At 64.1% G+C, this 23,462-nt stretch carries 24 protein-coding genes; 19 read left to right on the plus strand and 5 right to left on the minus strand.

The window, feature by feature from the left end; translation table 11 throughout:
* Window positions 1-39: 39 nt before the first annotated feature.
* Window positions 40-744 (plus strand): class I SAM-dependent methyltransferase, encoded by a 705-nt coding sequence (locus HS968_RS09295; protein WP_182371075.1) that lies wholly within the window; start codon window positions 40-42, stop codon window positions 742-744.
* 10 nt (window positions 745-754) lie between these two features.
* Here HS968_RS09295 and HS968_RS09300 read toward each other — a convergent pair whose 3' ends face one another.
* Together HS968_RS09300 and HS968_RS09305 are read right to left on the minus strand one after the other, a co-directional pair.
* Complete coding sequence (locus HS968_RS09300; protein ID WP_179624522.1) at window positions 755-1,144, minus strand: GFA family protein; 390 nt, start codon at window positions 1,142-1,144, stop codon at window positions 755-757.
* A gap of 52 nt (window positions 1,145-1,196) precedes the next feature.
* Window positions 1,197-1,814 (minus strand): LysE family translocator, encoded by a 618-nt coding sequence (locus tag HS968_RS09305; protein WP_182371076.1) that lies wholly within the window; start codon window positions 1,812-1,814, stop codon window positions 1,197-1,199.
* Window positions 1,815-1,878: 64 nt separating this feature from the next.
* On the opposite strand from HS968_RS09305, the gene HS968_RS09310 reads away from it, so the two are divergent.
* The gene (locus HS968_RS09310) at window positions 1,879-2,793 is read left to right on the plus strand and encodes a LysR family transcriptional regulator (RefSeq protein WP_182371077.1); all 915 of its coding nucleotides are present in this window, start codon (window positions 1,879-1,881) and stop codon (window positions 2,791-2,793) included.
* Window positions 2,794-2,801: 8 nt separating this feature from the next.
* Here HS968_RS09310 and HS968_RS09315 read toward each other — a convergent pair whose 3' ends face one another.
* Entirely contained in the window at window positions 2,802-3,155 is a 354-nt protein-coding gene (locus HS968_RS09315) for a DUF7079 family protein (protein WP_182371078.1), read from the minus strand.
* 226 nt (window positions 3,156-3,381) lie between these two features.
* Here HS968_RS09315 and HS968_RS09320 point away from each other — a divergent pair, with 226 nt between their 5' ends.
* On the plus strand, window positions 3,382-5,085 hold the full coding sequence (locus HS968_RS09320; RefSeq protein WP_182371079.1) for an amidase: 1,704 nt from the start codon (window positions 3,382-3,384) through the stop codon (window positions 5,083-5,085).
* Window positions 5,086-5,249: 164 nt separating this feature from the next.
* Here the strand turns inward: HS968_RS09320 and gspD are convergent, their stop codons facing one another.
* Together gspD and HS968_RS09330 are read right to left on the minus strand one after the other, a co-directional pair.
* Window positions 5,250-7,187 (minus strand): type II secretion system secretin GspD, encoded by a 1,938-nt coding sequence (gene gspD, locus HS968_RS09325; RefSeq protein WP_182371080.1) that lies wholly within the window; start codon window positions 7,185-7,187, stop codon window positions 5,250-5,252.
* A gap of 4 nt (window positions 7,188-7,191) precedes the next feature.
* Window positions 7,192-7,839, minus strand: a complete 648-nt coding sequence (locus HS968_RS09330; RefSeq protein WP_238338927.1) for a type II secretion system protein N — start codon at window positions 7,837-7,839, stop codon at window positions 7,192-7,194.
* A 375-nt stretch (window positions 7,840-8,214) separates the two neighbouring features.
* On the opposite strand from HS968_RS09330, the gene gspE reads away from it, so the two are divergent.
* From gspE to aruF, 16 genes are all read left to right on the plus strand, one after another.
* A complete protein-coding gene (gspE, locus tag HS968_RS09335) occupies window positions 8,215-9,702 on the plus strand; it encodes a type II secretion system ATPase GspE (RefSeq protein WP_182371082.1) in 1,488 nt (495 codons plus the stop codon).
* A gap of 123 nt (window positions 9,703-9,825) precedes the next feature.
* The gene (gene xcpS, locus HS968_RS09340) at window positions 9,826-11,043 is read left to right on the plus strand and encodes a GspF family T2SS innner membrane protein variant XcpS (protein ID WP_182371083.1); all 1,218 of its coding nucleotides are present in this window, start codon (window positions 9,826-9,828) and stop codon (window positions 11,041-11,043) included.
* Window positions 11,044-11,085: 42 nt separating this feature from the next.
* Window positions 11,086-11,472 carry a type II secretion system major pseudopilin GspG gene (gspG, locus tag HS968_RS09345; RefSeq protein WP_218893459.1) on the plus strand — a complete coding sequence of 129 codons (387 nt, stop codon included), beginning with the start codon at window positions 11,086-11,088 and terminating at the stop codon, window positions 11,470-11,472.
* Between the two features lie 7 nt (window positions 11,473-11,479).
* Window positions 11,480-12,001 carry a type II secretion system minor pseudopilin GspH gene (gspH, locus tag HS968_RS09350; RefSeq protein WP_182371084.1) on the plus strand — a complete coding sequence of 174 codons (522 nt, stop codon included), beginning with the start codon at window positions 11,480-11,482 and terminating at the stop codon, window positions 11,999-12,001.
* On the plus strand, window positions 11,998-12,381 hold the full coding sequence (gene gspI / locus HS968_RS09355; RefSeq protein WP_119693874.1) for a type II secretion system minor pseudopilin GspI: 384 nt from the start codon (window positions 11,998-12,000) through the stop codon (window positions 12,379-12,381). The genes gspH and gspI overlap by 4 nt, the downstream gene beginning before the upstream one ends.
* A gap of 164 nt (window positions 12,382-12,545) precedes the next feature.
* Complete coding sequence (gene gspJ, locus HS968_RS09360) at window positions 12,546-13,220, plus strand: type II secretion system minor pseudopilin GspJ (protein ID WP_182371085.1); 675 nt, start codon at window positions 12,546-12,548, stop codon at window positions 13,218-13,220.
* Window positions 13,217-14,191: a type II secretion system minor pseudopilin GspK gene (gene gspK / locus HS968_RS09365; protein WP_182371086.1), complete on the plus strand. Its 975-nt coding sequence runs from the start codon at window positions 13,217-13,219 to the stop codon at window positions 14,189-14,191. Before gspJ ends, gspK begins: the two co-directional genes overlap by 4 nt.
* A complete protein-coding gene (gspL, locus tag HS968_RS09370) occupies window positions 14,188-15,327 on the plus strand; it encodes a type II secretion system protein GspL (protein ID WP_182371087.1) in 1,140 nt (379 codons plus the stop codon). The genes gspK and gspL overlap by 4 nt, the downstream gene beginning before the upstream one ends.
* A gap of 5 nt (window positions 15,328-15,332) precedes the next feature.
* A complete protein-coding gene (locus HS968_RS09375) occupies window positions 15,333-15,854 on the plus strand; it encodes a type II secretion system protein M (protein ID WP_238338928.1) in 522 nt (173 codons plus the stop codon).
* Between the two features lie 495 nt (window positions 15,855-16,349).
* Window positions 16,350-17,123 carry an ABC transporter substrate-binding protein gene (locus tag HS968_RS09380; RefSeq protein WP_106739648.1) on the plus strand — a complete coding sequence of 258 codons (774 nt, stop codon included), beginning with the start codon at window positions 16,350-16,352 and terminating at the stop codon, window positions 17,121-17,123.
* Window positions 17,124-17,451: 328 nt separating this feature from the next.
* Complete coding sequence (locus HS968_RS09385; RefSeq protein WP_119693879.1) at window positions 17,452-18,141, plus strand: ABC transporter permease; 690 nt, start codon at window positions 17,452-17,454, stop codon at window positions 18,139-18,141.
* Between the two features lie 10 nt (window positions 18,142-18,151).
* The gene (locus HS968_RS09390; protein WP_106739650.1) at window positions 18,152-18,850 is read left to right on the plus strand and encodes an ABC transporter permease; all 699 of its coding nucleotides are present in this window, start codon (window positions 18,152-18,154) and stop codon (window positions 18,848-18,850) included.
* A gap of 28 nt (window positions 18,851-18,878) precedes the next feature.
* Window positions 18,879-19,643: an ABC transporter ATP-binding protein gene (locus HS968_RS09395; protein ID WP_017677551.1), complete on the plus strand. Its 765-nt coding sequence runs from the start codon at window positions 18,879-18,881 to the stop codon at window positions 19,641-19,643.
* Window positions 19,644-19,698: 55 nt separating this feature from the next.
* A complete protein-coding gene (gene argR, locus HS968_RS09400) occupies window positions 19,699-20,679 on the plus strand; it encodes a transcriptional regulator ArgR (protein WP_119693882.1) in 981 nt (326 codons plus the stop codon).
* A gap of 341 nt (window positions 20,680-21,020) precedes the next feature.
* Window positions 21,021-22,241 (plus strand): aspartate aminotransferase family protein, encoded by a 1,221-nt coding sequence (locus HS968_RS09405; RefSeq protein WP_179624538.1) that lies wholly within the window; start codon window positions 21,021-21,023, stop codon window positions 22,239-22,241.
* A gap of 124 nt (window positions 22,242-22,365) precedes the next feature.
* On the plus strand, window positions 22,366-23,391 hold the full coding sequence (gene aruF, locus HS968_RS09410; protein WP_119693884.1) for an arginine/ornithine succinyltransferase subunit alpha: 1,026 nt from the start codon (window positions 22,366-22,368) through the stop codon (window positions 23,389-23,391).
* The last annotated feature ends 71 nt before the right edge of the window (window positions 23,392-23,462 follow it).

Genomic DNA, 23,462 nt, shown 5'->3' on the forward strand with positions numbered 1-23,462 from the left:
CTGGAAGGCGTGAGTACGATCATTCAACGGAGGTTTGCCATGCGTGAAGAGGAACTCAAGGCGCTGTTCGACCAGCAGGCGGCCGGTTACGACAAGCAGTGGGTGGGGATGGCGCCGATTCGCGAGGCACTGTATCTGCTGCTCGACGCGCTTTTCGTAGGGTTGCCGGCCGATGCGCGGATTCTTTGCGTGGGCGCCGGCACGGGAGCGGAAATCGCTCACTTGGCCGAGCGCTTTCCCGCTTGGCACTTCACTGCGCTCGATCCGTCCGGGGCGATGCTGGAGGTGTGCCGTCAGCGTGCGCAGCGCGGCGGTTTCTTGCATCGTTGCGAGTTCCACGAGGGTTACCTCGACACGCTGGCAGCGGGGCCGGCCTATGACGGCGCCACCTGTTTTCTGGTGTCGCAGTTCCTGCTTGAACCGGCGGCACGCACGGGCTTCTTCCGCCAGATCGCTCAGCGCCTGAAACCGGGTGGGCTGCTGGCCAATGCCGACCTGGCATCGGACATTCATTCGCCAGCCTACGAGGTGCTGTTGCCTGGCTGGATGACGCTGATGTCATCGGCTGGCGTCGATGCGCAAATGCTGGAGCGGGCGCGAGCAGCCTATGCCCGTGATGTGGCAGTGCTGCCGGCGCAGCAGGTGGCCGGCATCATCCAGGCGGCGGGCTTCGAGGTGCCCGTGCAGTTCTTCCAGGCGGGGCTGATGCACGGCTGGTTGTGCCAGCGCGAAGCAGTGGCTTGAGCGGCGCTTGCTATTCGCGACGCGTGTCGTTCTCGCGGTCGCGCGGGTAGTGCCGGTCGAAGGGGAAGGGCGGCAGCCAGGCTTCGCGGCGGATCGTCCACAGTTCATAGGTGGGCGTGAACTGATCCGGCGCATCCAGCGAACCGAGGTTCACTTCGATTTCATCCGCCGAGCGCGAGAATACCGATGAGCCACAAAGGGGGCAGAAATGACGACCGGCATAGTGGCCGGTCTCGCCCTCTATCGTGACCGCCTCCTGCGGGAAGATGGCCGAGGTGTGGAAGAGGGCGCCGTGGTGCTTGCGACAGTCCAGGCAGTGGCAGACGCCGACCCGATAAGGCTGGCCGCGGGTTTCGAAACGTACCTGGCCGCACAGGCAACCGCCGCTGTGTCGATCCATCTTCTTGTCCTCTGGAATGGGGTACCCGCCAGCCTAGCAAAGGCTTGCCGCGCTATCGGTGCTGACTGGCGAGCGCCAGCAGGGCGCCGAAGCCAATCAGCAGGCCACCGAACAGGCGGTCGATCCATAGTCTGGCGGCCAGCAGTCGGTCGCGCACGGCACCGGCGGAAAAACACAGGGCAACCAGCGTGAACCAGCCGATATGAGCCAGGGCGATGAAAGCACCATAGCCCAGTTGTGTGGCCAGGCCCGTGCCGGGCTGCACCACCTGCATGAACAGGCTGACGATGAACACCGCCGTCTTGGGGTTAAGGGCGTTGGTCAGCAGGCCGGTGCGTAGTGCGGCACTGTCTGCCGGCGGCGTCTGCTGGCTGTCGGCTGCTGCGCTGTCGGGTTTGCTCAGCAGCATCTTCACGCCAAGGTAGATCAGGTACGCCGCTCCAGCCAGCTTGAGGGCGTTGAACAGCCAGGTCGATTGCTGCAGCAGCAGGCCAACGCCGAGCAGGGTGTAGCCGACGTGGATCAGTACACCCAGGCCGATGCCCAGCGCCGTGAGCACACCGGCACGGCGCGACAGCAGCAGGCTGTTGCGGGTGACCAGGGCGAAATCCGCTCCCGGGCTGATCACGGCAAGCAAGGTAATGGTGATTACAGCTATCCATTCGGTCATGGCGTATTCTTGCGTTCGTTGAGGTTGAGCCAATTATTCCGATGATCAACAGCGATGAATAACGATGAGTTCTGACATGGATAGTGAGCTGGACACACAGATGGGTGATGCGCGTTTGCCCTCGTTGCTAGCGCTGCGCTGTTTCGAAGCGGCGGCGCGCTGCGAGAACTTCAGCCGCGCTGCCCAGGAGTTGCATCTGACCCATGGCGCGGTCAGTCGGGCGGTGCGTCTGCTGGAAGACGACCTGGGTGTCGAGTTGTTCGAGCGGCGCAGTCGTCGGGTGTTTCTCAACGAGGCGGGACGCAAGCTGGCGCGCGCGGTGAGCGATGGAATGGGGCTGATGCGCCAGGCCACGCGCGAGCTACGCGCCAGTGCCCGGCAGACGCGACCGCTGGCGTTGTCCTGTGAGCCGACGCTGCTGATGCGCTGGCTGATACCGCGCTGGAGTGCGTTTCAGGCGCATCAGCCGGAGCGGGAGATTCACCTGCTGGCGGGCGGTGGGCCGTTCTCCTTCGAGGCGGGGATCGACCTGGCCATCCGTCGCGATGACTTCCCCTGGCCGGCTGGCTATCACGCCGAAACGCTGTTTGCCGAGCGGGTAGGGCCGGTCTGCCGGGCGGACAAGGTCGAGCAATGGTTCACCGCCAACGGCCTGCGCTCGGATGCGCCGCTGTTGCATACGCGCACTCGGCCGAGTGCCTGGGCGGAGTGGGCGAATGCCGCAGGTGCCAGCGCTGCAGATGGCCCTGCGCAGACCTTCGAACATTTCTACTTCAGCCTGCAGGCTGCGGTGGCCGGCCTGGGCGTGGCTATCGGGCCATGGCATCTGGTGCGCGACGACATCGACAGCGGGTTCTTGGGCGCACCGCTTGGTTTCGTCGAGGACGGTTCGCGTTACTGCCTGCTCTCACCCGATGCACTGGCGCCTGAGAGCCTGCAGGCCGAATTGCTGGCCTGGCTGCGGGAAGTGGGCAGGTAGCTGGTTCTTTACAGGCGATCCAGCTCGCGCACGACCTTCGCCCATTCCGATCTCAGGGTGCGACGCAGGCAGGCGATGAGGAGGCGGTCGCGCAGGCGACGCAGCGGCCAGCGTTGTCGGGCGGCCTGATTACGTTCGATGGTTTCGCTGAGCCAGGCGCTGTCGAAGTCCGTCCAGATCGGTGGGATGGGCGCGAGCAGGTTGGTGTAGCACGCCGGGGCAACGTCTTCGTAGAAGGCGGCTTCCACCGTGGTGCGGTCGAACTCGGTGAGCTGGCGGGCAATGCCGGCGTAGTCGACTTCGTTGTCGACGAATACGTCCGACAGCGCCGACCACAGCTGGATGCGTTCTTCGCGGGTCATCTCGTTCTGCTCAATTGCGTGTCATGAATGCCGCCTGGTACAGGGTGAGACTGTAAGGGCTGGCGTGCATCCTGGCCATCGGCTGCGGGCTGCTGCGAAGCCTTGGCGGCATGTATCATCGGGAGCCTGTTTTCGCGTTCGAACCTGCGTGTGGGGTTCGGCCACGCCGCCACTGTTTCGTATCCGGGGCCATGACACCGGCCCGTCCTTTGCGAGTGATGACACCATGATCGAGGTAACCGAAGTTTCCATTGCCGAGCTGCGCGCCGCGCTGGAGTCCGGCCGCACCACGGCGGTCGAGCTGGTCAAGGCCTACCTGGCGCGAATCGACGCCTACGATGGCCCGGATACGCCGACCCGGCTCAACGCGGTGGTGGTGCGTAACCCCGACGCGTTGAAGGAAGCAGAAGCCTCTGATGCGCGCCGCGCCCGTGGCGAAACCCTCGGCCCATTGGATGGTATTCCCTACACGGCCAAGGACAGTTATCTGGTCAAGGGCCTGACAGCGGCCTCCGGCAGTCCGGCGTTCAAGGATCTGGTGGCGCAGCGCGATGCCTTCACTGTCGAGCGCCTGCGCGCGGCCGGTGCCATCTGCCTGGGCAAGACCAACATGCCGCCGATGGCCAATGGCGGCATGCAGCGTGGCGTTTATGGTCGCGCCGAAAGCCCCTACAACGCCGACTACCTGACCGCGCCGTTCGCCTCGGGCTCGTCCAATGGTGCCGGTACGGCAACCGCTGCCAGCTTCTCCGCCTTCGGCCTGGCCGAGGAAACCTGGTCCAGCGGGCGCGGTCCGGCCTCCAACAACGGCCTGTGCGCCTACACCCCGTCGCGTGGGGTGATCTCGGTGCGCGGCAACTGGCCGCTGACGCCGACCATGGATGTGGTGGTGCCTTACGCCCGCACCATGGCCGATCTGCTGGAAGTGCTCGACGTGGTGGTGGCCGACGATGCCGACACGCGTGGCGATCTGTGGCGTTTGCAGCCCTGGGTACCGATCCCGCGGGCCTCCGAAGTACGCCCCGCGTCCTACCTGGCGCTGGCGGCCAAGGCTGATGCGCTGGCCGGCAAGCGTCTGGGCGTGCCGCGCATGTTCATCAACAAGGACGAAGAGGCCGGTACCAGCGAAGCACCGGGGATCGGCGGGCCGACCGGCCAGCGCATCCACACCCGGCCGACGGTGATCGCCCTGTGGGAGGCTGCGCGCCAGGCGCTGGAAGCGGCCGGTGCCGAAGTGCTGGAGGTGGACTTCCCGCTGGTGTCCAACTGCGAGGGTGATCGCCCCGGCGCGCCGACCGTGTTCAATCGCGGCATCGTCACGCCCGAGTTCCTGCATGACGAGCTGTGGGAGTTGAGTGGCTGGGCCTTCGATGACTTCCTGCGTGCCAACGACGACCCCAAGCTCAATCGCCTGGCCGATGTGGATGGCCCGCAGATCTTCCCGCACGACCCCGGCACGCTGCCGAATCGCGAGGGCGACCTGGCGGCGGGCATGGACGAATACGTCAACATGGCCAAGCGCGGCATCAAGCCCTGGGATCAGATCGCCACGCTGCCCGACGGCCTGCGCGGCCTGGAGCAGATCCGCAAGATCGATCTGGAAGACTGGATGGATCGGTTGGGGCTGGATGCGGTGCTGTTCCCCACCGTGGCCGATGTGGGCCCGGCCGATGCCGATGTGAACCCGGCTTCCGCCGATATCGCCTGGAGCAACGGCGTGTGGGTGGCCAATGGCAACCTGGCGATCCGTCACCAGGGCGTGCCGACCGTCACCGTGCCGATGGGTGTGATGGCCGATATCGGCATGCCGGTGGGCCTGACCTTCGCGGGGCGTGCCTACGATGATTCGGCGTTGCTGCAACTGGCAGCGGCGTATGAGTCGACCGGCAACAAGCGTCAGGTACCGCCGCGTACTCCGCCGTTGGGGTGAGTCGCCGTCCCCGTGGGAGGGGCTTTAGCCGCGACGGCTGTCGAATATGTCGCCGCTAAAGCGCCTCCCACGGTTTATGGCTCTCCTCAGTTGTAGGGCGGGTGCAACCCGCCGCGATGGCAATGGTGGGTTTCCCCCGCCCTACGAGATGAATGGCCCTGTCTTCACTGGCGCAAATCCACTGCCGGTGCGCCCTGGCCGTCGAACAACTGGCCCGGGGTGCTGGGCAGGATGCTCGGGCGGCCATTTGTGCCGTCGCCGAGGATGCGAATGTCGCTGTACTTCTTGCCCGATAGCGCGGCCAAACCGGCGCCGTCGCGTACCACCGTGGGCCGCAGGAAGACCATCAGGTTGCGCTTGATGTGCGAGTCGCGGGTGGAGCGGAACAGGCCGCCAATCAGCGGAATGTCACCGAGCAGTGGCACCTTGGAGGTGGCCTGGGTGACGTCGTCCTGAATCAGCCCGCCGAGCACGATCACCTGGCCGTCGTCGGCGAGGATGGTGCTCTTGATCGAGCGCTTGTTGGTCACCAGGTCGACCGCCTGGGCGTTGAGCCCGGTGCTGGGGGCGATAGAGGAGATTTCCTGCTCGATCTCCAGGCGCAGGGTGGCGCCTTCGTTGATATGCGGGGTGACCTTGAGGGTCACGCCGATGTCCTTGCGCTCGATGGTGGTGAAGGGGTTGCCGGCACCCGAGGCATCGGTGGTGTAGGAGCCGGTCTGGAAGGGCACGTTTTGCCCGACGAGGATTTCCGCCTTCTGGTTGTCCAGGGTAAGCAGGCTCGGCGTGGACAGCAGGTTGCTCTTGCTGTTGGCCGACAGCGCGGTGATCAGTGCGCCGAAACGGTCGCTGCCGATGCCGATGATGGCGCCGTCGGGCAGGGTGGTGTTCTCCGGCACTTCGCCGTTTTGCAGAATCTGCAGGACGGTGCCAACCGACAGACCAGTGCCGCCGAAATTCACTCCGCCCAGGCCGCCGGTGCTGCCGCGTGCGTCTACCGCCCATTGCACGCCAACGGCATCGGTGATGTCGCCGGAAATCTCGACGATGGCCGCCTCGACCATCACCTGTGCGCGTGGGATATCGAGTTGGCGCACGATGTCTTCGAGGGTGGCGACCAGATCCGGCTCGGCCAGCAACACCAGCGCGTTGAGACTTTCATCGGCGCGGATGAGGATGTTCGATTGCTTGCCGGTGGTTTCGCCGGCTTGCTGATTCTTCAGGCCTTCGGAGATTTCCCCGAGGGTTTCGGCCAGGGATTTGGCATCGTTGTGGCGCAGGCGAATCACCCGGGTGTTGGCCGAGCGGCTGGTGGGGCTGTCCAGCGAGCGGGCGAGGTCGGCCAGCTTGGCGCGGGCATCCGGCGGGCCGAGCAGGATCAAACGGTTGGTGCGCGCGTCGGCCACCACCTGGGTGGCGCTGGTGCCCTTGGCCTGGCCACGAGCGATGGCGGTGTTGAGCACTTCGGCAGCGTCCATCACCCAGGCGTGTTGCAGGGTAACCACGCTGAAGTCCTGCGCGCCGCTCTGGTCGAGCTGGCGCATCAGGTCTTCGATGCGTTCGATGTTGGCGCTGCGGTCACTGATGATCAGTGCGTTGGACGAGGTGACGGCGGCCAGGTGGCCGTATTGCGGCACCAGTGGGCGGATCAGCGGAATCAGCTCGGCAACCGGCGCGTGCTGCACCTGGATCAGGCGGGTTTCCAGACGATCCGGTGCGGGCCGGCCGGCGTCGGCTTCGGCCTTGGCCTCGGCGTTGGGCACGATGCGCGCCTGGTCGCCCTGGGTCAGTACGCTGAAACCATGGGTGGCCATCACCGAAAGGAACAACTGGTAGACCTCGGACAGGCCCAGCGGTGTGCTCGATACCACGTTGACCTGGCCCTTCACCCGTGGGTCGACGACGAAGGTCTGCCCGGTGATGCTGGCGATCTGGTCGATGAACTCGCGTATGTCCGCGCCCTTGAGGTTGATGGTCCAGCTTTCTTCCTGCTGGTTGGCGCTGGCCGGAGTCTGTTGGATCTGCGCGAGCAGAGGCAGGGGGGCGCTAGCCAGGCTGGCGGCGAGGAGGGCGAGGGTCAGTCGGCTTCGGAGAACAGGCATCGGTTCAGTCGCTTTCCATGGGCTGATCGGAGGGCGTTTCCACGGGCAGGGTGCCAGAGGCTTCCATCTGTTCGCGCAGCGCTTGCATGCGCTGGCGCAGTTGTTCGAGGTTGTCCTGGCCGAGTTGATCGAACTGCTGCAGCGGGTCTTCCGTTGCGGCTTCGACTGGCGGGGTATAGCTGTATTGCCCGCTTTGCGAGCGGGGGAAGGTGAGGCTTTCGCGGCGGCCGTTGCGCACCAGTTCGACGCGGTCGGCGTAGACGGCATCGAGGCGTACGCCGTTGTCCACATCCGTACCGATGGCATAACGCTGGGGGCTCTGACCCTGGCGCTGGATCATCGCGCTGGAGCGCTGCGGGTCGCTGTGCACGAAACTGCCGAGCAGGGTCAGTTGCAGATTGGTGGCCGGCGGCGGGCCACTGTCGGCCTGGCGTGGCGTACCGAATAGCTGGGCGATGGGCGCCTGGGCACGTTGTTCGAGGCCGGGGGTTGCTTGGCTGGGGGGCTGTTCCACTGGGCCGCGCACCAGGCGCAGCAGTTCGGCGCTCTGCCAGGCCAGGCTGACGCTCAGGGCGATCAGCACGAGCATGCCGATCAGGCTCGGGGCATTGTCCTTGAGCCGCTGGGAAAGGGCCGAGATGGGCAAAAGCATCACTCCGGAAACGACGTTCTAATTCTTCTTATGTGTGCTGGGCGTCGCGCGCTGATCATAGCAGTCTGCGCGCGCTTGGCATCCCCCAAATAGGGTGGGTGTGCTGTTCCTGGCAATGTGTTAGAACCTGCTCACGATCTGCTGCGCGTCGGCCCTACTGCGTTAAAAACAGGCTCGGAATGCTCATTTACAGCTCGTAAACTCCGCTTCCTCGCCTGCTTTTGCCTTGTATGGCTCTAGCTCGCGAGATCCTGAACAGGTTCTTAAAGATAATTGCATAAACATACAAGAAGACCGTCCTAGAGGTGGCCCATTGGGCTAAAACGGCCAGGTTAGGCTGTAATACCGGGATAAGGTTCTGTTCTAAGGTCTCGCATGAACGCTTCGTTGCTCGAAACCCCGCTGCGCCGCCTGCCTTTCAGCTTTGCCAAGCGTCACGGCCTGGTGTTCGTCACGCATGATGGACGCGCCAGCCTGGCCCATCGCCCCGACTGTGACCTGGTGGCACTGGCCGAGGCGCAGCGTTTCGCCGGGCGTAGCCTGCCGCTGCAGGTGCTAGATGCCCAGGCGTTCGCCCAGGCACTGGGCGCGGCCTATCAACATGACTCCGCCTCCATGCAACTGGCCGAGGACATCGGTGGCAGCCTCGATCTGGCCTCTCTGGCCGATCAGGTACCGGAAACCGAGGATCTGCTGGAGCAGGAGGACGATGCGCCGATCATCCGTCTGATCAACGCCATCCTCGGCGAAGCGATCAAGGAAAACGCCTCCGATATCCACCTGGAAACCTTCGAGAAACGTCTTGTCGTGCGCTTTCGCGTCGACGGCATCCTGCGCGAGGTGCTCGAGCCCAAGCGCGAACTGGCAGCGCTGCTGGTATCGCGGGTAAAAGTGATGGCGCGCCTGGACATCGCCGAGAAGCGTGTACCGCAGGACGGGCGCATTTCGCTCAAGGTCGGAGGGCGCGAGGTGGACATTCGCGTGTCGACGCTGCCGTCGGCCAACGGCGAGCGGGTGGTGCTGCGTTTGCTCGACAAACAGGCCGGGCGACTGTCGCTCCAGCACCTGGGCATGCGCGCCGAGGATCGTGCGCTGATGGAAGAAACCGTGCGCAAGCCGCATGGCATCCTGCTGGTCACCGGGCCCACCGGCTCGGGCAAGACCACCACGTTGTACGCCAGCCTGGTCAGCCTCAACGATCACACGCGCAACATCCTCACCGTCGAAGACCCCATCGAATACCACCTCGAAGGCATTGGCCAGACCCAGGTCAACACCAAGGTGGACATGACCTTCGCTCGTGGCCTGCGCGCCATCCTGCGCCAGGATCCGGACGTGGTGATGGTCGGCGAGATTCGCGACAAGGAAACCGCGGAGATCGCCGTGCAGGCCTCGCTCACAGGCCACCTGGTGCTATCCACGTTGCACACCAACAGCGCCATCGGCGCCATTACCCGCCTGGTGGACATGGGCGTGGAGCCCTTCCTGCTGTCGTCATCGCTGCTCGGCGTGCTGGCCCAGCGCCTGGTGCGCGTGCTGTGCCCATCGTGCAAGGAGCCCTATGCCGCCGATGCGGCCGAATGCGCATTGCTCGGCGTGCCTGCCAGCTCGCCACCGACCCTGTACCACGCCCGTGGTTGTGCGCATTGTCATCAGCAGGGCTACCGTGGACGTACCGGCATCTATGAGCTGGTGGTGTTCGACGAAAGCATGCGCACGCTGGTGCATAGCCGCGCTTCCGAACAGGACATGACCCGTCATGCCCGCACGCTGGGGCCGAGTATCCGTGACGATGGCCGGCGCAAGGTGCTGGAAGGGGTGACCACGGTCGAGGAAGTGCTACGCGTGACGCGAGAGGAATGATGGCGATTGGGATGTTGGCATCGGCTCTTGTAGGGGCGGCTGGGCGGCATTCCGCTTCAGCCGCGAGGCTTTGCATATCGCGGCTGAAGCCGCTCCTACATTTACAGTCGGAGCGATTTGCCGATGGCGGCCTTTGAATATATTGCCCTGGACGGGCGTGGTCGCCAGCAGAAGGGCGTGCTGGAGGCCGACAGCGCGCGTCAGGTGCGCCAGTTGCTGCGCGAGCGGCAGTTGGCACCGCTGGAGGTCAAGGCCACGCGCAGCCGTGAGCAGGGCAGTGGCCAGCCACGCCTGGGCTTTGCCCGTGGCCTGTCGGCGCGTGATCTGGCCTTGGTCACCCGCCAGTTGGCGACGCTGATCCAGGCGGCGCTGCCGATCGAAGAAGCGCTGCGCGCGGCTGCCGCGCAATCCACCAATTCGCGTATTCAGGGCATGCTGCTGGCGGTACGTGCCCGCGTGCTGGAAGGCCACAGCCTGGCCGGCAGCCTGAAGGAGTTTCCTGCGGCCTTCCCCGAGCTGTACCGCGCCACGGTGGCGGCGGGCGAGCATGCCGGGCACCTCGGCCCGGTGCTGGAGCAGCTGGCCGATTACACCGAGCAGCGTCAGCAGTCGCGGCAGAAGGTGCAGTTGGCGCTGCTCTATCCAGTGATCCTGATGTGCGCGTCGTTGCTGATCGTCGGCTTTCTGCTCGGCTACGTGGTGCCGGATGTGGTCAAGGTGTTCGTCGACTCCGGGCAGACCCTGCCGGCGCTGACGCGTGGGCTGATCGCCCTCAGTGATTGGGTCAAGGCCTGGGGGCTGGTCGCGTTGGTGGTGCTGGCGCTGGCGGTCTTCGCCTTGCGTGCAGCCCTGCGTGACGAGGCATTCAAGCTACGTTGGCATCGCTTCCTGCTGCGTATACCGCTGATTGGGCGGCTGGGTCGCGCCACCGATTGCGCGCGTTTTGCCTCGACCCTGGCCATTCTCACCCGCAGTGGCGTACCGCTGGTGGAGGCGCTGGCGATTGCCGGTGAGGTGATCGGCAATCGGGTGATCCGTGGCGAGGTCGTGGTGGCCGCGCAGAAGGTACGCGAAGGTGGCAGTCTGACTCGCTCGCTGGAGGCCACCGGGCAGTTTCCGCCGATGATGCTGCACATGATCGCCAGTGGCGAACGCTCCGGCGAGCTGGATCAGATGTTGGCGCGTACGGCGAAGAACCAGGAAAACGACCTCAGCGCGCAGATCGCCCTGCTGGTCGGGCTGTTCGAGCCGTTCATGCTGGTATTCATGGGGGCAGTGGTGCTGGTGATCGTGCTGGCTATCCTGTTGCCGATTCTTTCTTTGAACCAAATGGTGGGATAGCAGGTGAGAAAATCTCAGGCGGGCTTCACGCTCATCGAAATCATGGTGGTGGTGGTGATTCTGGGCATTCTGGCGGCGCTGGTGGTGCCGCAGGTGATGAGCCGGCCGGATCAGGCCAAGGTCACCGCCGCGCAGAACGACATCCGTGCCATCGGTGCGGCGCTGGATATGTACAAGCTCGACAACCACAACTACCCCAGCACCCAGCAGGGCCTGGAGGCACTGGTGAGCAAGCCGAGCGGCAATCCGCCGGCGAAGAACTGGAACAAGGACGGCTATCTCAAGCGCCTGCCCATCGACCCCTGGGGTAACCCTTATCAATACCTGGCGCCCGGCACCAAGGGCGCCTTCGATCTTTACTCGCTCGGCGCCGACGGCAAGCAGGGCGGCAGCGACCTGAACGCCGATATCGGCAACTGGGATCTCTGACCCGAGCATGATCGGCGTGCCGGCAAAGACGCGCGGCTTCACCCTCATCGAGCTGCTGGTGGTGCTGGTGATTCTCGGCAGCCTGATCGGTCTGGCGGTGTTCAGCACTGGTATCGCCGGGCCAGGGCGCGAATTGCGCAGCGAAGCCGAGCGCCTCAGCGGGCTTATTGGTGTGCTGCTCGATGAGGCGGTGCTGGATAACCGCGAGTACGGCCTGAGCTTCACTCGCGAAGGCTATCGGGTACTGCGTTACGACCCGCAACGTGCCGAGTGGCAGGCGCTGGATCGTCAGGCTCATCGCCTGCCGGAGTGGGCCGAGCTGTCCTTCGAAGTGGAGGGTGAGGCCTTGAGCCTTGCGACCGAAGACAGTGCTGAAGCACCGCAGTTGCTGATTCTCTCCAGTGGCGAGTTGACACCCTTTCGCCTGCGTATGGCCGAACGTCGTCGCGATGGCTTGCGCCTGCAATTGTCCAGCGATGGCTTCGGCCTGCCGCGTGTCGAGGAACTGGGCACGGGGCGTGCCGGATGAAGGGCGCGCGCGGCTTTACGCTGCTCGAGGTATTGGTGGCCCTGGCGATCTTCGCCCTGGTCGCCGCCAGCGTGCTGACCGCCAGTGCGCGTAGCGTGCGCACCGCCAGCCAACTGGAAGACAAGACCCTGGCCATGTGGGTGGCCGACAACCGCCTGACGGAGTTGCAACTGGCCGATACGCCACCGGCCGATGGCCGCGACCAGGGCCAGGTGGAGTTCGCCGGGCGCCGCTGGTCATGGCAGAGCGAAATCCAGGCCACCAGCGAACCGGCCATGCGTCGTGTGACGCTGTGGGTTGCTGTTGAAGAACGCGGCGTCAGCGGTGATCTGCGCGAGCGGGCGCTGGTGACCCTCAGCGGTTTCCTGGGGGCGCCATGATGCGTAGAAGCGAGCTCTGCTCGCGAATCCGTGGCGATGCCATTTCGCTCGCGACGCTCGCTCCAGCTCGTAGGGTGACCCTCAGCCCACCAACAGCGGCCAGCCTTGGCGGGCTAAAGCCCACCCCACCAACTGGTGACCCTCAGCGGCTTTCTGGGGGCTCCATGATGTGTGGGAGCGCTCAGCGCGGCTTCACCCTGCTGGAGCTGCTGATCGCCATCGCCATCTTCGCCCTGCTGGGCCTGGCCACCTACCGCATGCTCGACAGCGTGCTCAGCGCCGATGCCGTCACCCGCGAACACGAACGCCAACTGCGCGAACTGACGCGCGCCTTGTCAGCTTTCGAGCGTGACCTGCGCCAGGTAACGGTACGGCCGATTCGCGATGGTTTCGGCGATCCACAACCGGCGCTGCATGGTGATCTGACCGATGCCACGGCTCTGGAGCTGACCCGTGCCGGCTGGCGCAACCCGCTCGGCCAGCCGCGTGCCGAGGTGCAGCGCGTGCGCTGGCAGCTCAGTGGTGAGCAGTGGCAGCGGCGTTACTGGCGTGTGCTGGATCGCGCGCAGGACAGCGCGCCGCAGATCCAGCAGGCGCTCGATGGTGTCGAGTCATTGAGCCTGCGCTATCTGGACAAGGAGGGGCAGTGGCAGCCCGACTGGCCGCCGGCCAATGCCTCCGGCGATGGCCTGCTCACCGACTTGCCGCGCGCGATCGAGCTGCGTCTGCAGCATCGGCGTTATGGCGAATTGCGTCGCCTGCTGCGCTTGCCGGATCTGCCGGCGGAGAACCGTGCCGGCGCTCCGCCGGAGTCGCCGGATGAGGTGCCGCAGTCATGAGGCGGCAGCATGGGGTGGCCCTGATTACGGTATTGCTGGTGGTCGCCGTGGTGACGGTGGTCTGCGCCGGCTTGATCGCTCGCCAGCAACTGTCGATCCGCAGCAGCGCCAACCAGTTGCACGTGACCCAGGCCTGGCATTACGCCCTGGGCGGCGAAACCTTGGCCAAGGCGATCCTCGAGCGCGACCTGCGCCAGGGCGATCCGCGCCAGCCGGTGGATCATCCACTGGAGCCCTGGGCCAGACCGCTGGCACCGTTCCCGCTGGATGAGGGCGGCGAGCTGCGTGTGCGTATCGTCGACCCCAGCGGTCGTTTCAATCTCAACAGTCTGGTGCGTCAGGGGCGGCCCAATGAGCTGGCGGTGCTGCGTTTGCGCCGTCTGTTGCTGCGTCTGGGGATAGACAAGCCTTATGCCGAGCGCCTGCTGGACTGGCTGGATACCGACAGCGAGCCACAAGGCGGCAATGGCGCCGAGGATGGCCAATACCTGTTGGCGACGCCGCCTTACCGCACGGCCAATCGCGAGATCAGCGATGTGTCCGAGTTGCGCCTATTGCTGGAGATGAAGGAGGCCGACTATCGCCGCCTGCAGCCCTTCGTCAGCGCCTTGCCGAGCGATGCGCTGCTCAACGTCAATACGGCCAGCTCGATGGTGCTCTCCAGCCTGTCCGACGGCTTGAGTCCGGATGCGGCGGTGTCGCTGATCGCCGGGCGTGGTGCCGAAGGCTATCCCAGCGCTGCCGCATTCGCTGCTCAGCCTGCACTTGCGGGGCTGGGCGAGCAGGTGGTGCAAGGGCTGGCGGTCGGCAGCCAGTATTTCGAAGTGTTCAGTGAAGTGAGCCTGGGCGAACGCCGGGTGGTCTTGCGCAGCCTGTTGCAGCGCAGCAATGATGGCCAGGTCAGTGTCCTGGCGCGTGATCTGGGGCAGGCCGGCATGCCACCACGTCCAATCGAGGAAGAACAAGAATGAACCCGACATGGATATTCCTGCCGCCCGAGGCGTGTCACGACTTGTCAGTGGATCTACCCGTGCAGCGGGTCACCCTTGATGAGTGTCGCGCCTTGAGCCTGGCCGAGGCGCTGGCCGAGCTGCCTGTGCACTGGGAGTTGGTCTTGCCGGTGGAGGTGGTCACCGCTTGCGCCGTGCAGTTGCCGACGCAGAAGGCACGCTGGATGCGCCAGGCGCTACCGTTCGCGGTGGAGGAACTGCTGGCTGAGGATGTCGAGCTGATGCACCTTGCGCTGGGTGAACAGCTGGCCGATGGTCGTCATCGCGTCTATGCGCTGCGCGCCAACTGGTTGCGCGAGTGCCTGGCGCTGTTCGCGGCGCAGCCGCCGCAGGCGATCCGTGTCGATGCCGACCTGCTGCCGCGCCAGGGCAGTCAGTTGCTCTGGCTGCACTCGCGCTGGTTGCTCGGCGGCGAGGCGCCCTGGCGTCTGGCCTTGCAGGCTGAGGACTGGCCGGCGCTGGCGGGGCGTTGTCCATCGCCGTGCATCGTCAGTGCGCCGGTTGGTCAGGCGCTGCCGGAGCCGGTTGACGAGGCGCATCTGCTGGAGGATGCACATCAATGGCTGGTGCGCCAAGGTGGTGGTGCCGATCTGGCTCAGGGGGAATTCGCCTTGCGCCAGAGTGGCGATGGCTGGCTGCGCTGGCGTCCGCTGGCCGGGGTGCTGGCGCTGTGTCTCTTTCTGCAGTGGGGGTTCAATCTGGCTCAGGGCTGGTATCTGCAGCGTGAGGCCGATGCCTATGCAGCTTCCAGCGAGGCGCTGTACCGAGAGCTGTTTCCGCAGGACAACAAGTTGATCAACCTACGTGCGCAGTTCGATCAACATCTCGCGCAGTCTGCTGGTCGCGACAGTCCGGTTCTGGGTCTGCTGGCCGAGGTGGCGGCAGCGCTGCATGCCGAGGGCGCACCACAGGTGCAGGTCAATCAGCTCGACTACAGCGCGACCCGGGCCGATATGTCACTGCAATTGCAGGCGCCTGGGTTCGCTGAGCTGGAGCGCTTGCGTGAGCGCCTGGAAGCGTCTGGCCTGTCGGTACAGATGGGCTCGGCCAGCCGTGAAGCCGAAGGCGTCAGCGCACGCGTGGTGATAGGAGGATGAGTGGCATGTCGAGAACAGGGTTGACCGAAAGCCTGCAACTGCACTGGCAGCGCTCGCCGCTGGCGCAACGCTGGCAGACGTTGCCGGCGCGTGATCGCCTGGCACTGATGGCGCTGAGCGTCTTCCTGTTGCTGGTGCTGTTCTATCTGGCCTTGTGGCAACCGGCGCAACGCCATGCGCAGGCAGCGCGCGCCGCGTTCGAGGAGCAGCGGGCTCTTTATGCCTACATGCAAAGCCGTGCGCCGCAGGTACAGGGGCGCGATCTGCAGCCGCGTGCCAGCCTCGACCCGGTGCGTTTGCAGGGTGTGGTCACGGCAAGTGCGGCGCAGCAGGGGCTGGTGATCGAGCGCCTGGATGCCGAGGGCTATGGCGCGGTGCAGGTCAACCTGCAGCCGGTGGCGTTTGCCCAGTTGCTGCGCTGGATCGAAGCGCTGGAAACGCAGGGCGTGCGCGTCGAGGAAGCCGGACTGGATCGTGCGGAGGAAAACCGTGTGACCGCACGCCTCAGTCTGCGCGTGGATGGGTAGGGGGGGCACGCGCACCGGCTTCTTGTGTGTTTCGCTACCAGCATTTGTTATGTCGGTGCGCTTGGCGCACCCTACGGTTTGCATGGCGCCACGGTAACAGCGCGCACCCGATTGGGCGGTTAGGGAACGTCTGTGCCCTGATAAGGTGCCGTCAGTGGTTCCGTGAAAAACTACGGAGTGGCTCTAACGCCCGCGTTTCGCGTGTCATGTGGTTTGTGGCCTGAGTATTGCTGTAGATATCTGTTTACCCTTTTCTGCTTGATCACTCCTTTTGCGGGCTGTCAATATCTGTGCCCGACGCATCCGGTGCTTCTGTAATTAGTTGTCGCATTGAGGAAATATCGCCTCATTGCCTGCCGCTAGAATGCCGCTCACCCAGCCAAGGCCCCTTTGTCGCTCGTCCACCACGACAGCGCAGCACCGCCTTCTACAATCCATAAAAGGCCCGGGCCCCTCACTGCCATCGATGCCATACCCAATTCGAAGGAGCAAAGAATGAAGAAGATCGCACTGCTCGGCGCCCTGGCGCTTTCCCTGATGTCGCCCCTGGCGCTGGCCGAGAAGCCGCTGCGCATTGGCATCGAGGCGGCTTACCCGCCCTTCGCATTCAAGACTCCCGATGGCCAGATCGCCGGCTTCGACTACGACATCGGCAACGCCCTGTGCGAAGAGATGAAGGTCGAGTGCAAGTGGATCGAGCAGGAGTTCGACGGCCTGATCCCGGCGCTGAAAGTGCGCAAGTTCGACGCCGTGCTGTCGTCGATGTCGATCACCGAAGATCGCAAGAAGTCCGTGGACTTCACCGGCAAGTACTACGCCACCCCGGCCAAGCTGGCGATGAAAGCCGGTACCGAGCTGAAGGATCCGCTGGTCGACCTCAAAGGCAAGAAGGTTGGCGTGCAGCGCTCGTCCGTCTATGACCGTTACGCCACCGACATCTTCGCCCCGGCTGGCGCTGAAATCGTGCGTTACAGCTCGCAGAACGAAATCTTCCTCGACATGCAGTCCGGCCGCCTGGACGCCACCCTGGCCGACTCGGTGAACATCGATGACGGTTTCCTCAAGACCGACGGCGGCAAGGGTTTCGCCTTCGTAGGCCCGGATTTCACCGACGTGAAGTACTTCGGCGAAGGCCAGGGCATCGCTGTGCGCAAGGGCGACAAGGCGCTGGCTGACAAGATCAGTGCTGCCATCCTGGCCATCCGCGCCAACGGCAAGTACAAGGAAGTGCAGGACAAGTACTTCGACTTCGACGTTTACGGCGAGTAAGCGCTCCGAGGCAGATGAAGTGGCACTAACCTTTGCATAGAGGGTGTTTACAAAGCAGCGAGCGACGGTCAGGCAAGGCGAGATCAGGCGAGAAAGCGGAGTGTACGAATAGTACATGAGCATTTTGAGGCTGATTTCAACGCAGCATGGCCGAGCGCAGCAATTTGTAGACATCCTCTGAGGTTGTGCCACTTTTTTCTTGGTTCATCCTGTAGAGATCGGCTGCCCGTTCGCCTGTGCTGGCGTTCAGGCGTTGTGCGTCGCTCGGGCGACATCAATTTCCTTTGTGCTATACGGCGCCGTCGTGGTGCCTGAGAGGTATTGGCGCATGCTTCAAGGCTACGGCTCGACCATTCTCGACGGTGCCTGGCTCACCGTGCAGTTGGCGCTGCTGTCGATGGCGGTTGCTGTCGCACTTGGCCTGCTCGGTGCAGCGTTTCGTCTGTCGCCGGTGAAATGGCTGGCCCTGATGGGCGAGACCTACGCCACGGTGATTCGCGGCATTCCCGAACTGGTGCTGATCCTGCTGATTTTCTTTGGCGGCCAGGATCTGGTGAACCGCATCGCTCCGCTGCTGGGCTATGAGGATTACATCGACATCAATCCATTCGTGGCCGGTGTCGGTACGCTGGGCTTCATTTATGGCGCCTATCTGTCGGAGACCTTCCGCGGCGCCTTCATGGCCATCCCCAAGGGGCAGGGCGAGGCCGGCATGGCCTATGGCATGAGCCCGCTGCGGGTGTTCTTTCGCATCCTCGTGCCGCAGATGATCCGTCTGGCGATTCCCGGCCTCACCAACAACTGGCTGGTGCTGGTCAAGGCTACTGCGCTGATCTCCCTGGTCGGCCTGCAGGACATGATGGCCCGCGCCAAGAGTGCCGGTGATGCGACGCGCGAGCCGTTCACCTACATCCTCCTGGCGGCGGCCGTGTACCTGGCGATCACCAGCGTTTCGCTGCTGGTGCTGCGCTATCTCGAGCGCCGCTATTCGGTCGGCGTGAAAGCCGCCGAGCTCTGAGGGAGTCACCATGCTTTTCGATTACAACGTGGTACTCGACAGCCTGCCGCTGTACTTCGGTGGTGTGCTGGTGACCCTCAAGCTGTTGCTCGTCGCTCTGGCCGTGGGCCTGCTGCTGGCGGTGCCGCTGGCGATCATGCGGGTATCCAGGCAAGCGCTGATCAATTTCCCCGCCTGGCTCTACACCTATGTGATCCGCGGCACGCCGATGCTGGTGCAGTTGTATCTGCTGTACTACGGCCTGGCCCAGTTCGAGGCCGTGCGCGAGAGCTTCATGTGGCCTTACCTGTCCAGTGCCACCTTCTGCGCCTGCCTGGCCTTCGCCATCAATACCAGTGCCTACACCGCTGAAATCCTGGCGGGTAGCCTCAAGGCCACGCCGCCGGGCGAGATCGAGGCGGCCAAGGCCATGGGCATGTCGCGTGGCAAGCTGTATCGGCGCATCCTGTTGCCTTCGGCGTTGCGCCGCGCGCTGCCGCAGTACAGCAATGAGGTGATCATGATGCTGCACACGACGAGCCTGGCCTCGGTGGTGACCCTTATCGACATCACCGGCGCGGCCAAGACCGTCAGCTCGCAGTACTACCTGCCGTTCGAAGCCTACGTCACCGCCGGCCTGTTCTACCTGGCGCTGACCTTCATCCTGGTGCGCCTGTTCAAGCTGGCCGAGCGCCGCTGGCTGGCCTATCTGGCACCGCGCAAGGCCTGATGCCATGACGATTCAAGAGAAGCCGAACATGTACAAACTCGAAGTTCAGGATCTGCACAAACGTTACGGCAGCCATGAGGTGATCAAGGGCGTGTCGATGGCGGCCAAGGCCGGCGACGTGATCAGCATCATCGGCTCCAGCGGCTCGGGCAAGAGCACCTTCCTGCGCTGCCTGAACCTGCTGGAGCAGCCACATGCCGGCAAGATTTTGCTCAACAACGAAGAGCTGAAACTGGTCCCGGCCAAGGACGGTTCGCTGCGTGCAGCCGATGCCAAGCAGCTGCAGCGCATGCGCTCGCGCCTGGCGATGGTGTTCCAGCACTTCAATCTGTGGTCGCACATGAGCGCCCTGGAAAACGTGATGGAAGCGCCGGTACATGTGCTCGGCATGAGCAAGGCCGAGGCCCGTGACAAGGCCGAGCACTACCTGGCCAAGGTCGGTGTGGCGCACCGCAAGGATGCCTACCCCGCGCACATGAGCGGTGGTGAGCAGCAGCGTGTGGCCATCGCACGCGCTCTGGCTATGGAGCCGGAGGTGATGCTGTTCGACGAGCCGACCTCGGCGCTCGACCCGGAGCTGGTCGGTGAGGTGCTCAAGGTCATGCAGGATCTGGCCACCGAAGGCCGCACCATGGTGGTGGTGACCCACGAGATGGGCTTCGCCCGCGAGGTGTCGAACCAGTTGGTATTCCTGCACAAGGGGCTGGTGGAAGAGCGCGGTTGTCCGAAAGAAGTGTTGGCCAATCCGCAATCCGAGCGACTGCAGCAGTTCCTTTCCGGCAGTCTCAAATAATAAGAAGCTAGACTTCGCACTGAACTGGTGCGCAGCGGACGTTTGACAGGCACTCATGACCCCCCATCGAATCGGCTTTCTCTACTGGCCCGGCACCAAGCCTCTGACCTTGTCCCTGGCTGAGGAAGCGTTGCGTGTTGCCCAGCGTGTGCATCCGGAAGTGCTGTACGAACTGGTCTTCCTTCAGGCCGAACCGCTGGCCGCCGGTGACTGGCGCCTGCCGGGCGAGCCCTGGGCTGGGCACCTGGAGGGGCTGGACAAGCTGTTTCTGCTTGCCGATGCGCCGCCAGCGCAGGTTTCCGCCGGCCTGGCCGCTGCGCTCAAGCAGCAGGTGCGCAGCGGTTGCGTGATTGGCGGCCTGTCTGCCGGGGTCTACCCGCTGGCCCAGCTCGGTTTGCTCGATGGTTATCGCGCAGCGGTGCATTGGCGCTGGCAGGATGATTTTTCCGAACGCTTTCCCAAGGTCATCGCCACCAGTCATCTGTTCGACTGGGATCGCGACCGGCTGACTGCGTGTGGCGGCCTGGCAGTGCTCGACCTGTTGCTGGCGGTGCTGGCGCGCGACCACGGCGCCGAGTTGGCCGGTGCAGTGAGCGAAGAGCTGGTGGTCGAGCGCATTCGTGAGGGCGGCGAGCGCCAGCGCATTCCGCTGCAGAACCGCCTCGGTTCCAGCCATCCGAAGCTGACCCAGGCGGTGCTGCTGATGGAAGCCAATATCGAGGAACCGCTGACCACCGACGAGATCGCCCAGCACGTCTGCGTGTCGCGTCGCCAGTTGGAGCGCATCTTCAAGCAGTACCTCAATCGCGTGCCCAGCCAGTACTACCTGGAGTTGCGTCTGAACAAGGCGCGCCAGTTGTTGATGCAGACCAGCAAGTCGATCATCCAGATCGGGCTGTCCTGCGGTTTCTCCTCGGGGCCGCACTTTTCCAGTGCCTACCGTAACTTCTTCGGCGCCACGCCGCGTGATGATCGCAACCAGCGGCGCAGCAATAGCCCCTTCGAGCTGACCTCTACGCCGATTGAGCGCGGCTGAGACGGCGTCTTCTACGAGCTTGTCTCCCCTCTCCCGATTGCGAGAGAGGGAGTAGGTCGTGAATGGGCTACGCGAGCAGGACTTTCGATACTGCACGGTCAGCCTGCGGAGATTTTTTCCTGCGGCGTGCTCCGAGCCGTGATCTGCGATTAAACTGCGCCTTTCCGACGCTTTCTGTCGCTTGGACGAAAACCCGCGGAAAACCTGGGGTGGCGCTGTAAGAAGTTGTCGCATGGCGACAATGCCGGCCCTGATTCAGTCCCTACAATCCTTGCATTCCCTGTCGTTTCGGGCGCTTTGTCGCCTCTCTGCGGCTGGTATTTCTCATCAGGAGAGCTTTGATGTCCGTTCAGCACGATGCGGTGCAACGCGCCGATTTCGACCAGTTCATGGTTCCCAACTACGCCCCTGCTGCCTTCGTCCCCGTGCGCGGCCTGGGTTCGCGAGTCTGGGATCAGAGCGGTCGAGAGCTGATCGACTTCGCCGGCGGCATCGCCGTCAACGTGCTCGGCCACTGCCATCCGGCGCTGGTCGCGGCGCTGACCGAGCAGGCCAATACCCTGTGGCATATCTCCAACGTCTTCACCAACGAGCCGACTCTGCGTCTGGGCAAGAAGCTGGTCGAGGCGACCTTCGCCGAGCGCGTGTTCTTCTGTAACTCCGGCGCCGAGGCCAACGAGGCTGCGTTCAAGCTGGCCCGTCGCGTCGCCCATGACCGTTTCGGCCCGGAAAAGCACGAGATCATCGCCGCGACCAACAGCTTCCATGGCCGTACCCTGTTCACCGTCAGCGTGGGTGGCCAGCCGAAGTACTCCGACGGCTTCGGGCCGAAGATCCAGGGCATCACCCATGTGCCGTACAACGATCTGGACGCGCTGAAAGCTGCGATTTCCGACAAGACCTGCGCCGTGGTGCTGGAGCCGATCCAGGGTGAGGGCGGCGTGCTGCCGGCCGACAAGGCGTACCTGGAAGGCGCTCGCGAGCTGTGCAATGCGCACAACGCGCTGCTGGTATTCGATGAAGTGCAAAGTGGCATGGGTCGTACCGGTGAGTTGTTCGCCTACATGAACTACGGCGTGGTGCCGGACATCCTCTCCAGCGCCAAGAGCCTGGGCGGTGGTTTCCCCATCGCCGCGATGCTGACCACTACCGATCTGGCCAAGCACTTCTCTCCGGGTACCCACGGCACCACTTATGGTGGCAACCCACTGGCCTGCGCCGTTGGCGAGGCGGTGCTGGATATCGTCAACACCCGCCAGACCCTGGATGGTGTGAAGGCCAAGAGCGAGCAGTTCAAGACCCGTCTGGAAGCCCTCGGCAAGCAGTACGGCCTGTTCGAGCAGGTGCGCGGCATGGGCCTGCTGCTCGGTTGCGTGCTCAATGACGCCTGGAAGGGCAAGGCCAAGCAGGTGCTCGACGCCGCTACGGCTGAAGGTCTGATGATTCTGCAGGCCGGCCCGGACGTGGTGCGTTTCGCCCCGAGCCTGGTGGTCGAAGAGTCCGATATCGATGAAGGCCTGGCTCGTTTCGAGCGTGCGCTGAGCAAACTGACAGCGGCCTGAGCTCTTGCTGACTGACTGTGGGAGGGGCTTTAGCCGCGATAATCGCCGCTGAAGCGCCTCCCACGGTTGTCCGCCTGACCCTGGCTGTGAGTCCTACAGATTCCGTGTTTAGAGGAGTGACCCCATGCTGGTGATGCGCCCCGCGCAAATGGCAGACCTGGCCGACGTGCAGCGCCTGGCCGCGGACAGCCCGGTGGGTGTCACTTCGTTGCCGGACGATGCTGGCCGCTTGGGCGACAAGATCGCCGCGTCGGAAGCGTCTTTCTCCGCCGAGGTCAGCTTCAATGGCGAGGAGAGTTACTTCTTCGTCCTCGAAGACACCGCCAGCGGCCGCCTGGTCGGTTGCTCCGGCATTGTCGCTTCGGCTGGTTATTCCGAGCCGTTCTACAGTTTTCGCAACGAAACCTTCGTGCACAACTCGCGCGAATTGAAGATTCACAACAAGATTCACGTGCTGTCGCTGTGTCACGACCTGACCGGCAACAGCCTGCTCACCAGTTTTTACGTCGAGCGTCCGCTGGTCGGCAGTGCCTTCGCCGAGCTCAATTCGCGCGGGCGTCTGCTGTTCATGGCCGGGCACCCGGAGCGCTTCGCCGACGCGGTGGTGGTGGAGATAGTCGGCCATAGCGACGAGCACGGCGACTCGCCGTTCTGGGACGCCGTGGGGCGCAACTTCTTCGACATGACCTACGCCGAGGCCGAGCGGCTGTGCGGGCTGAAGAGCCGTACCTTCCTCGCCGAGCTGATGCCGCATTACCCGATCTACGTGCCGCTGCTTTCGGATGAAGCGCAGGAGGCCATGGGCCAGGTGCATCCGCGCGCGCAGATCACCTTCGACATCCTCATGCGTGAAGGCTTCGAGACCGACCACTACATCGACATCTTCGACGGTGGCCCGACCCTGCATGCGCGTACGTCGGGCATTCGCAGCATCGCGCAGAGCCGCCTGGTGCCGGTGCGCATTGCTGCCAGCGGTGAGGCCGAGCCAGGCGGACGTCAGTATCTGGTGAGTAACGGTCAGTTGCAGGATTTTCGCGCCATCGTCGCCGACCTGGACTGGGTGCCCGGCAAACCCGTGATCCTCAGCCAGGAAGCGGCCGAGGCATTGGGCGTGGGTGAGGGTGCCAGCGTCAGGCTGGTCGCGATTTGAATCGAAGCAGCAAGCCAGAGCGGCAGGCCGGCTTGTTTTTTAACCTTTAGCTTGCCGCTTGAAGCCAATAG

The organism is Pseudomonas berkeleyensis, assembly GCF_014109765.1.
GTDB classification, from domain to species: domain Bacteria; phylum Pseudomonadota; class Gammaproteobacteria; order Pseudomonadales; family Pseudomonadaceae; genus Aquipseudomonas; species Aquipseudomonas berkeleyensis.

What these genes read in the sequence shown, in the direction of transcription:
- HS968_RS09295 (WP_182371075.1), top strand. Translation starts at nt 40, where the DNA reads ATGCGTGAAGAGGAACTCAAGGCGCTGTTCGACCAGCAGGCGGCCGGT.
- HS968_RS09300 (WP_179624522.1), bottom strand. Translation starts at nt 1,144, where the DNA reads ATGGATCGACACAGCGGCGGTTGCCTGTGCGGCCAGGTACGTTTCGAA.
- HS968_RS09305 (WP_182371076.1), bottom strand. Translation starts at nt 1,814, where the DNA reads ATGACCGAATGGATAGCTGTAATCACCATTACCTTGCTTGCCGTGATC.
- HS968_RS09310 (WP_182371077.1), top strand. Translation starts at nt 1,879, where the DNA reads ATGAGTTCTGACATGGATAGTGAGCTGGACACACAGATGGGTGATGCG.
- HS968_RS09315 (WP_182371078.1), bottom strand. Translation starts at nt 3,155, where the DNA reads ATGACCCGCGAAGAACGCATCCAGCTGTGGTCGGCGCTGTCGGACGTA.
- HS968_RS09320 (WP_182371079.1), top strand. Translation starts at nt 3,382, where the DNA reads ATGATCGAGGTAACCGAAGTTTCCATTGCCGAGCTGCGCGCCGCGCTG.
- gspD (WP_182371080.1), bottom strand. Translation starts at nt 7,187, where the DNA reads ATGCCTGTTCTCCGAAGCCGACTGACCCTCGCCCTCCTCGCCGCCAGC.
- HS968_RS09330 (WP_238338927.1), bottom strand. Translation starts at nt 7,839, where the DNA reads ATGCTTTTGCCCATCTCGGCCCTTTCCCAGCGGCTCAAGGACAATGCC.
- gspE (WP_182371082.1), top strand. Translation starts at nt 8,215, where the DNA reads ATGAACGCTTCGTTGCTCGAAACCCCGCTGCGCCGCCTGCCTTTCAGC.
- xcpS (WP_182371083.1), top strand. Translation starts at nt 9,826, where the DNA reads ATGGCGGCCTTTGAATATATTGCCCTGGACGGGCGTGGTCGCCAGCAG.
- gspG (WP_218893459.1), top strand. Translation starts at nt 11,086, where the DNA reads ATGGTGGTGGTGGTGATTCTGGGCATTCTGGCGGCGCTGGTGGTGCCG.
- gspH (WP_182371084.1), top strand. Translation starts at nt 11,480, where the DNA reads ATGATCGGCGTGCCGGCAAAGACGCGCGGCTTCACCCTCATCGAGCTG.
- gspI (WP_119693874.1), top strand. Translation starts at nt 11,998, where the DNA reads ATGAAGGGCGCGCGCGGCTTTACGCTGCTCGAGGTATTGGTGGCCCTG.
- gspJ (WP_182371085.1), top strand. Translation starts at nt 12,546, where the DNA reads ATGATGTGTGGGAGCGCTCAGCGCGGCTTCACCCTGCTGGAGCTGCTG.
- gspK (WP_182371086.1), top strand. Translation starts at nt 13,217, where the DNA reads ATGAGGCGGCAGCATGGGGTGGCCCTGATTACGGTATTGCTGGTGGTC.
- gspL (WP_182371087.1), top strand. Translation starts at nt 14,188, where the DNA reads ATGAACCCGACATGGATATTCCTGCCGCCCGAGGCGTGTCACGACTTG.
- HS968_RS09375 (WP_238338928.1), top strand. Translation starts at nt 15,333, where the DNA reads ATGTCGAGAACAGGGTTGACCGAAAGCCTGCAACTGCACTGGCAGCGC.
- HS968_RS09380 (WP_106739648.1), top strand. Translation starts at nt 16,350, where the DNA reads ATGAAGAAGATCGCACTGCTCGGCGCCCTGGCGCTTTCCCTGATGTCG.
- HS968_RS09385 (WP_119693879.1), top strand. Translation starts at nt 17,452, where the DNA reads ATGCTTCAAGGCTACGGCTCGACCATTCTCGACGGTGCCTGGCTCACC.
- HS968_RS09390 (WP_106739650.1), top strand. Translation starts at nt 18,152, where the DNA reads ATGCTTTTCGATTACAACGTGGTACTCGACAGCCTGCCGCTGTACTTC.
- HS968_RS09395 (WP_017677551.1), top strand. Translation starts at nt 18,879, where the DNA reads ATGTACAAACTCGAAGTTCAGGATCTGCACAAACGTTACGGCAGCCAT.
- argR (WP_119693882.1), top strand. Translation starts at nt 19,699, where the DNA reads ATGACCCCCCATCGAATCGGCTTTCTCTACTGGCCCGGCACCAAGCCT.
- HS968_RS09405 (WP_179624538.1), top strand. Translation starts at nt 21,021, where the DNA reads ATGTCCGTTCAGCACGATGCGGTGCAACGCGCCGATTTCGACCAGTTC.
- aruF (WP_119693884.1), top strand. Translation starts at nt 22,366, where the DNA reads ATGCTGGTGATGCGCCCCGCGCAAATGGCAGACCTGGCCGACGTGCAG.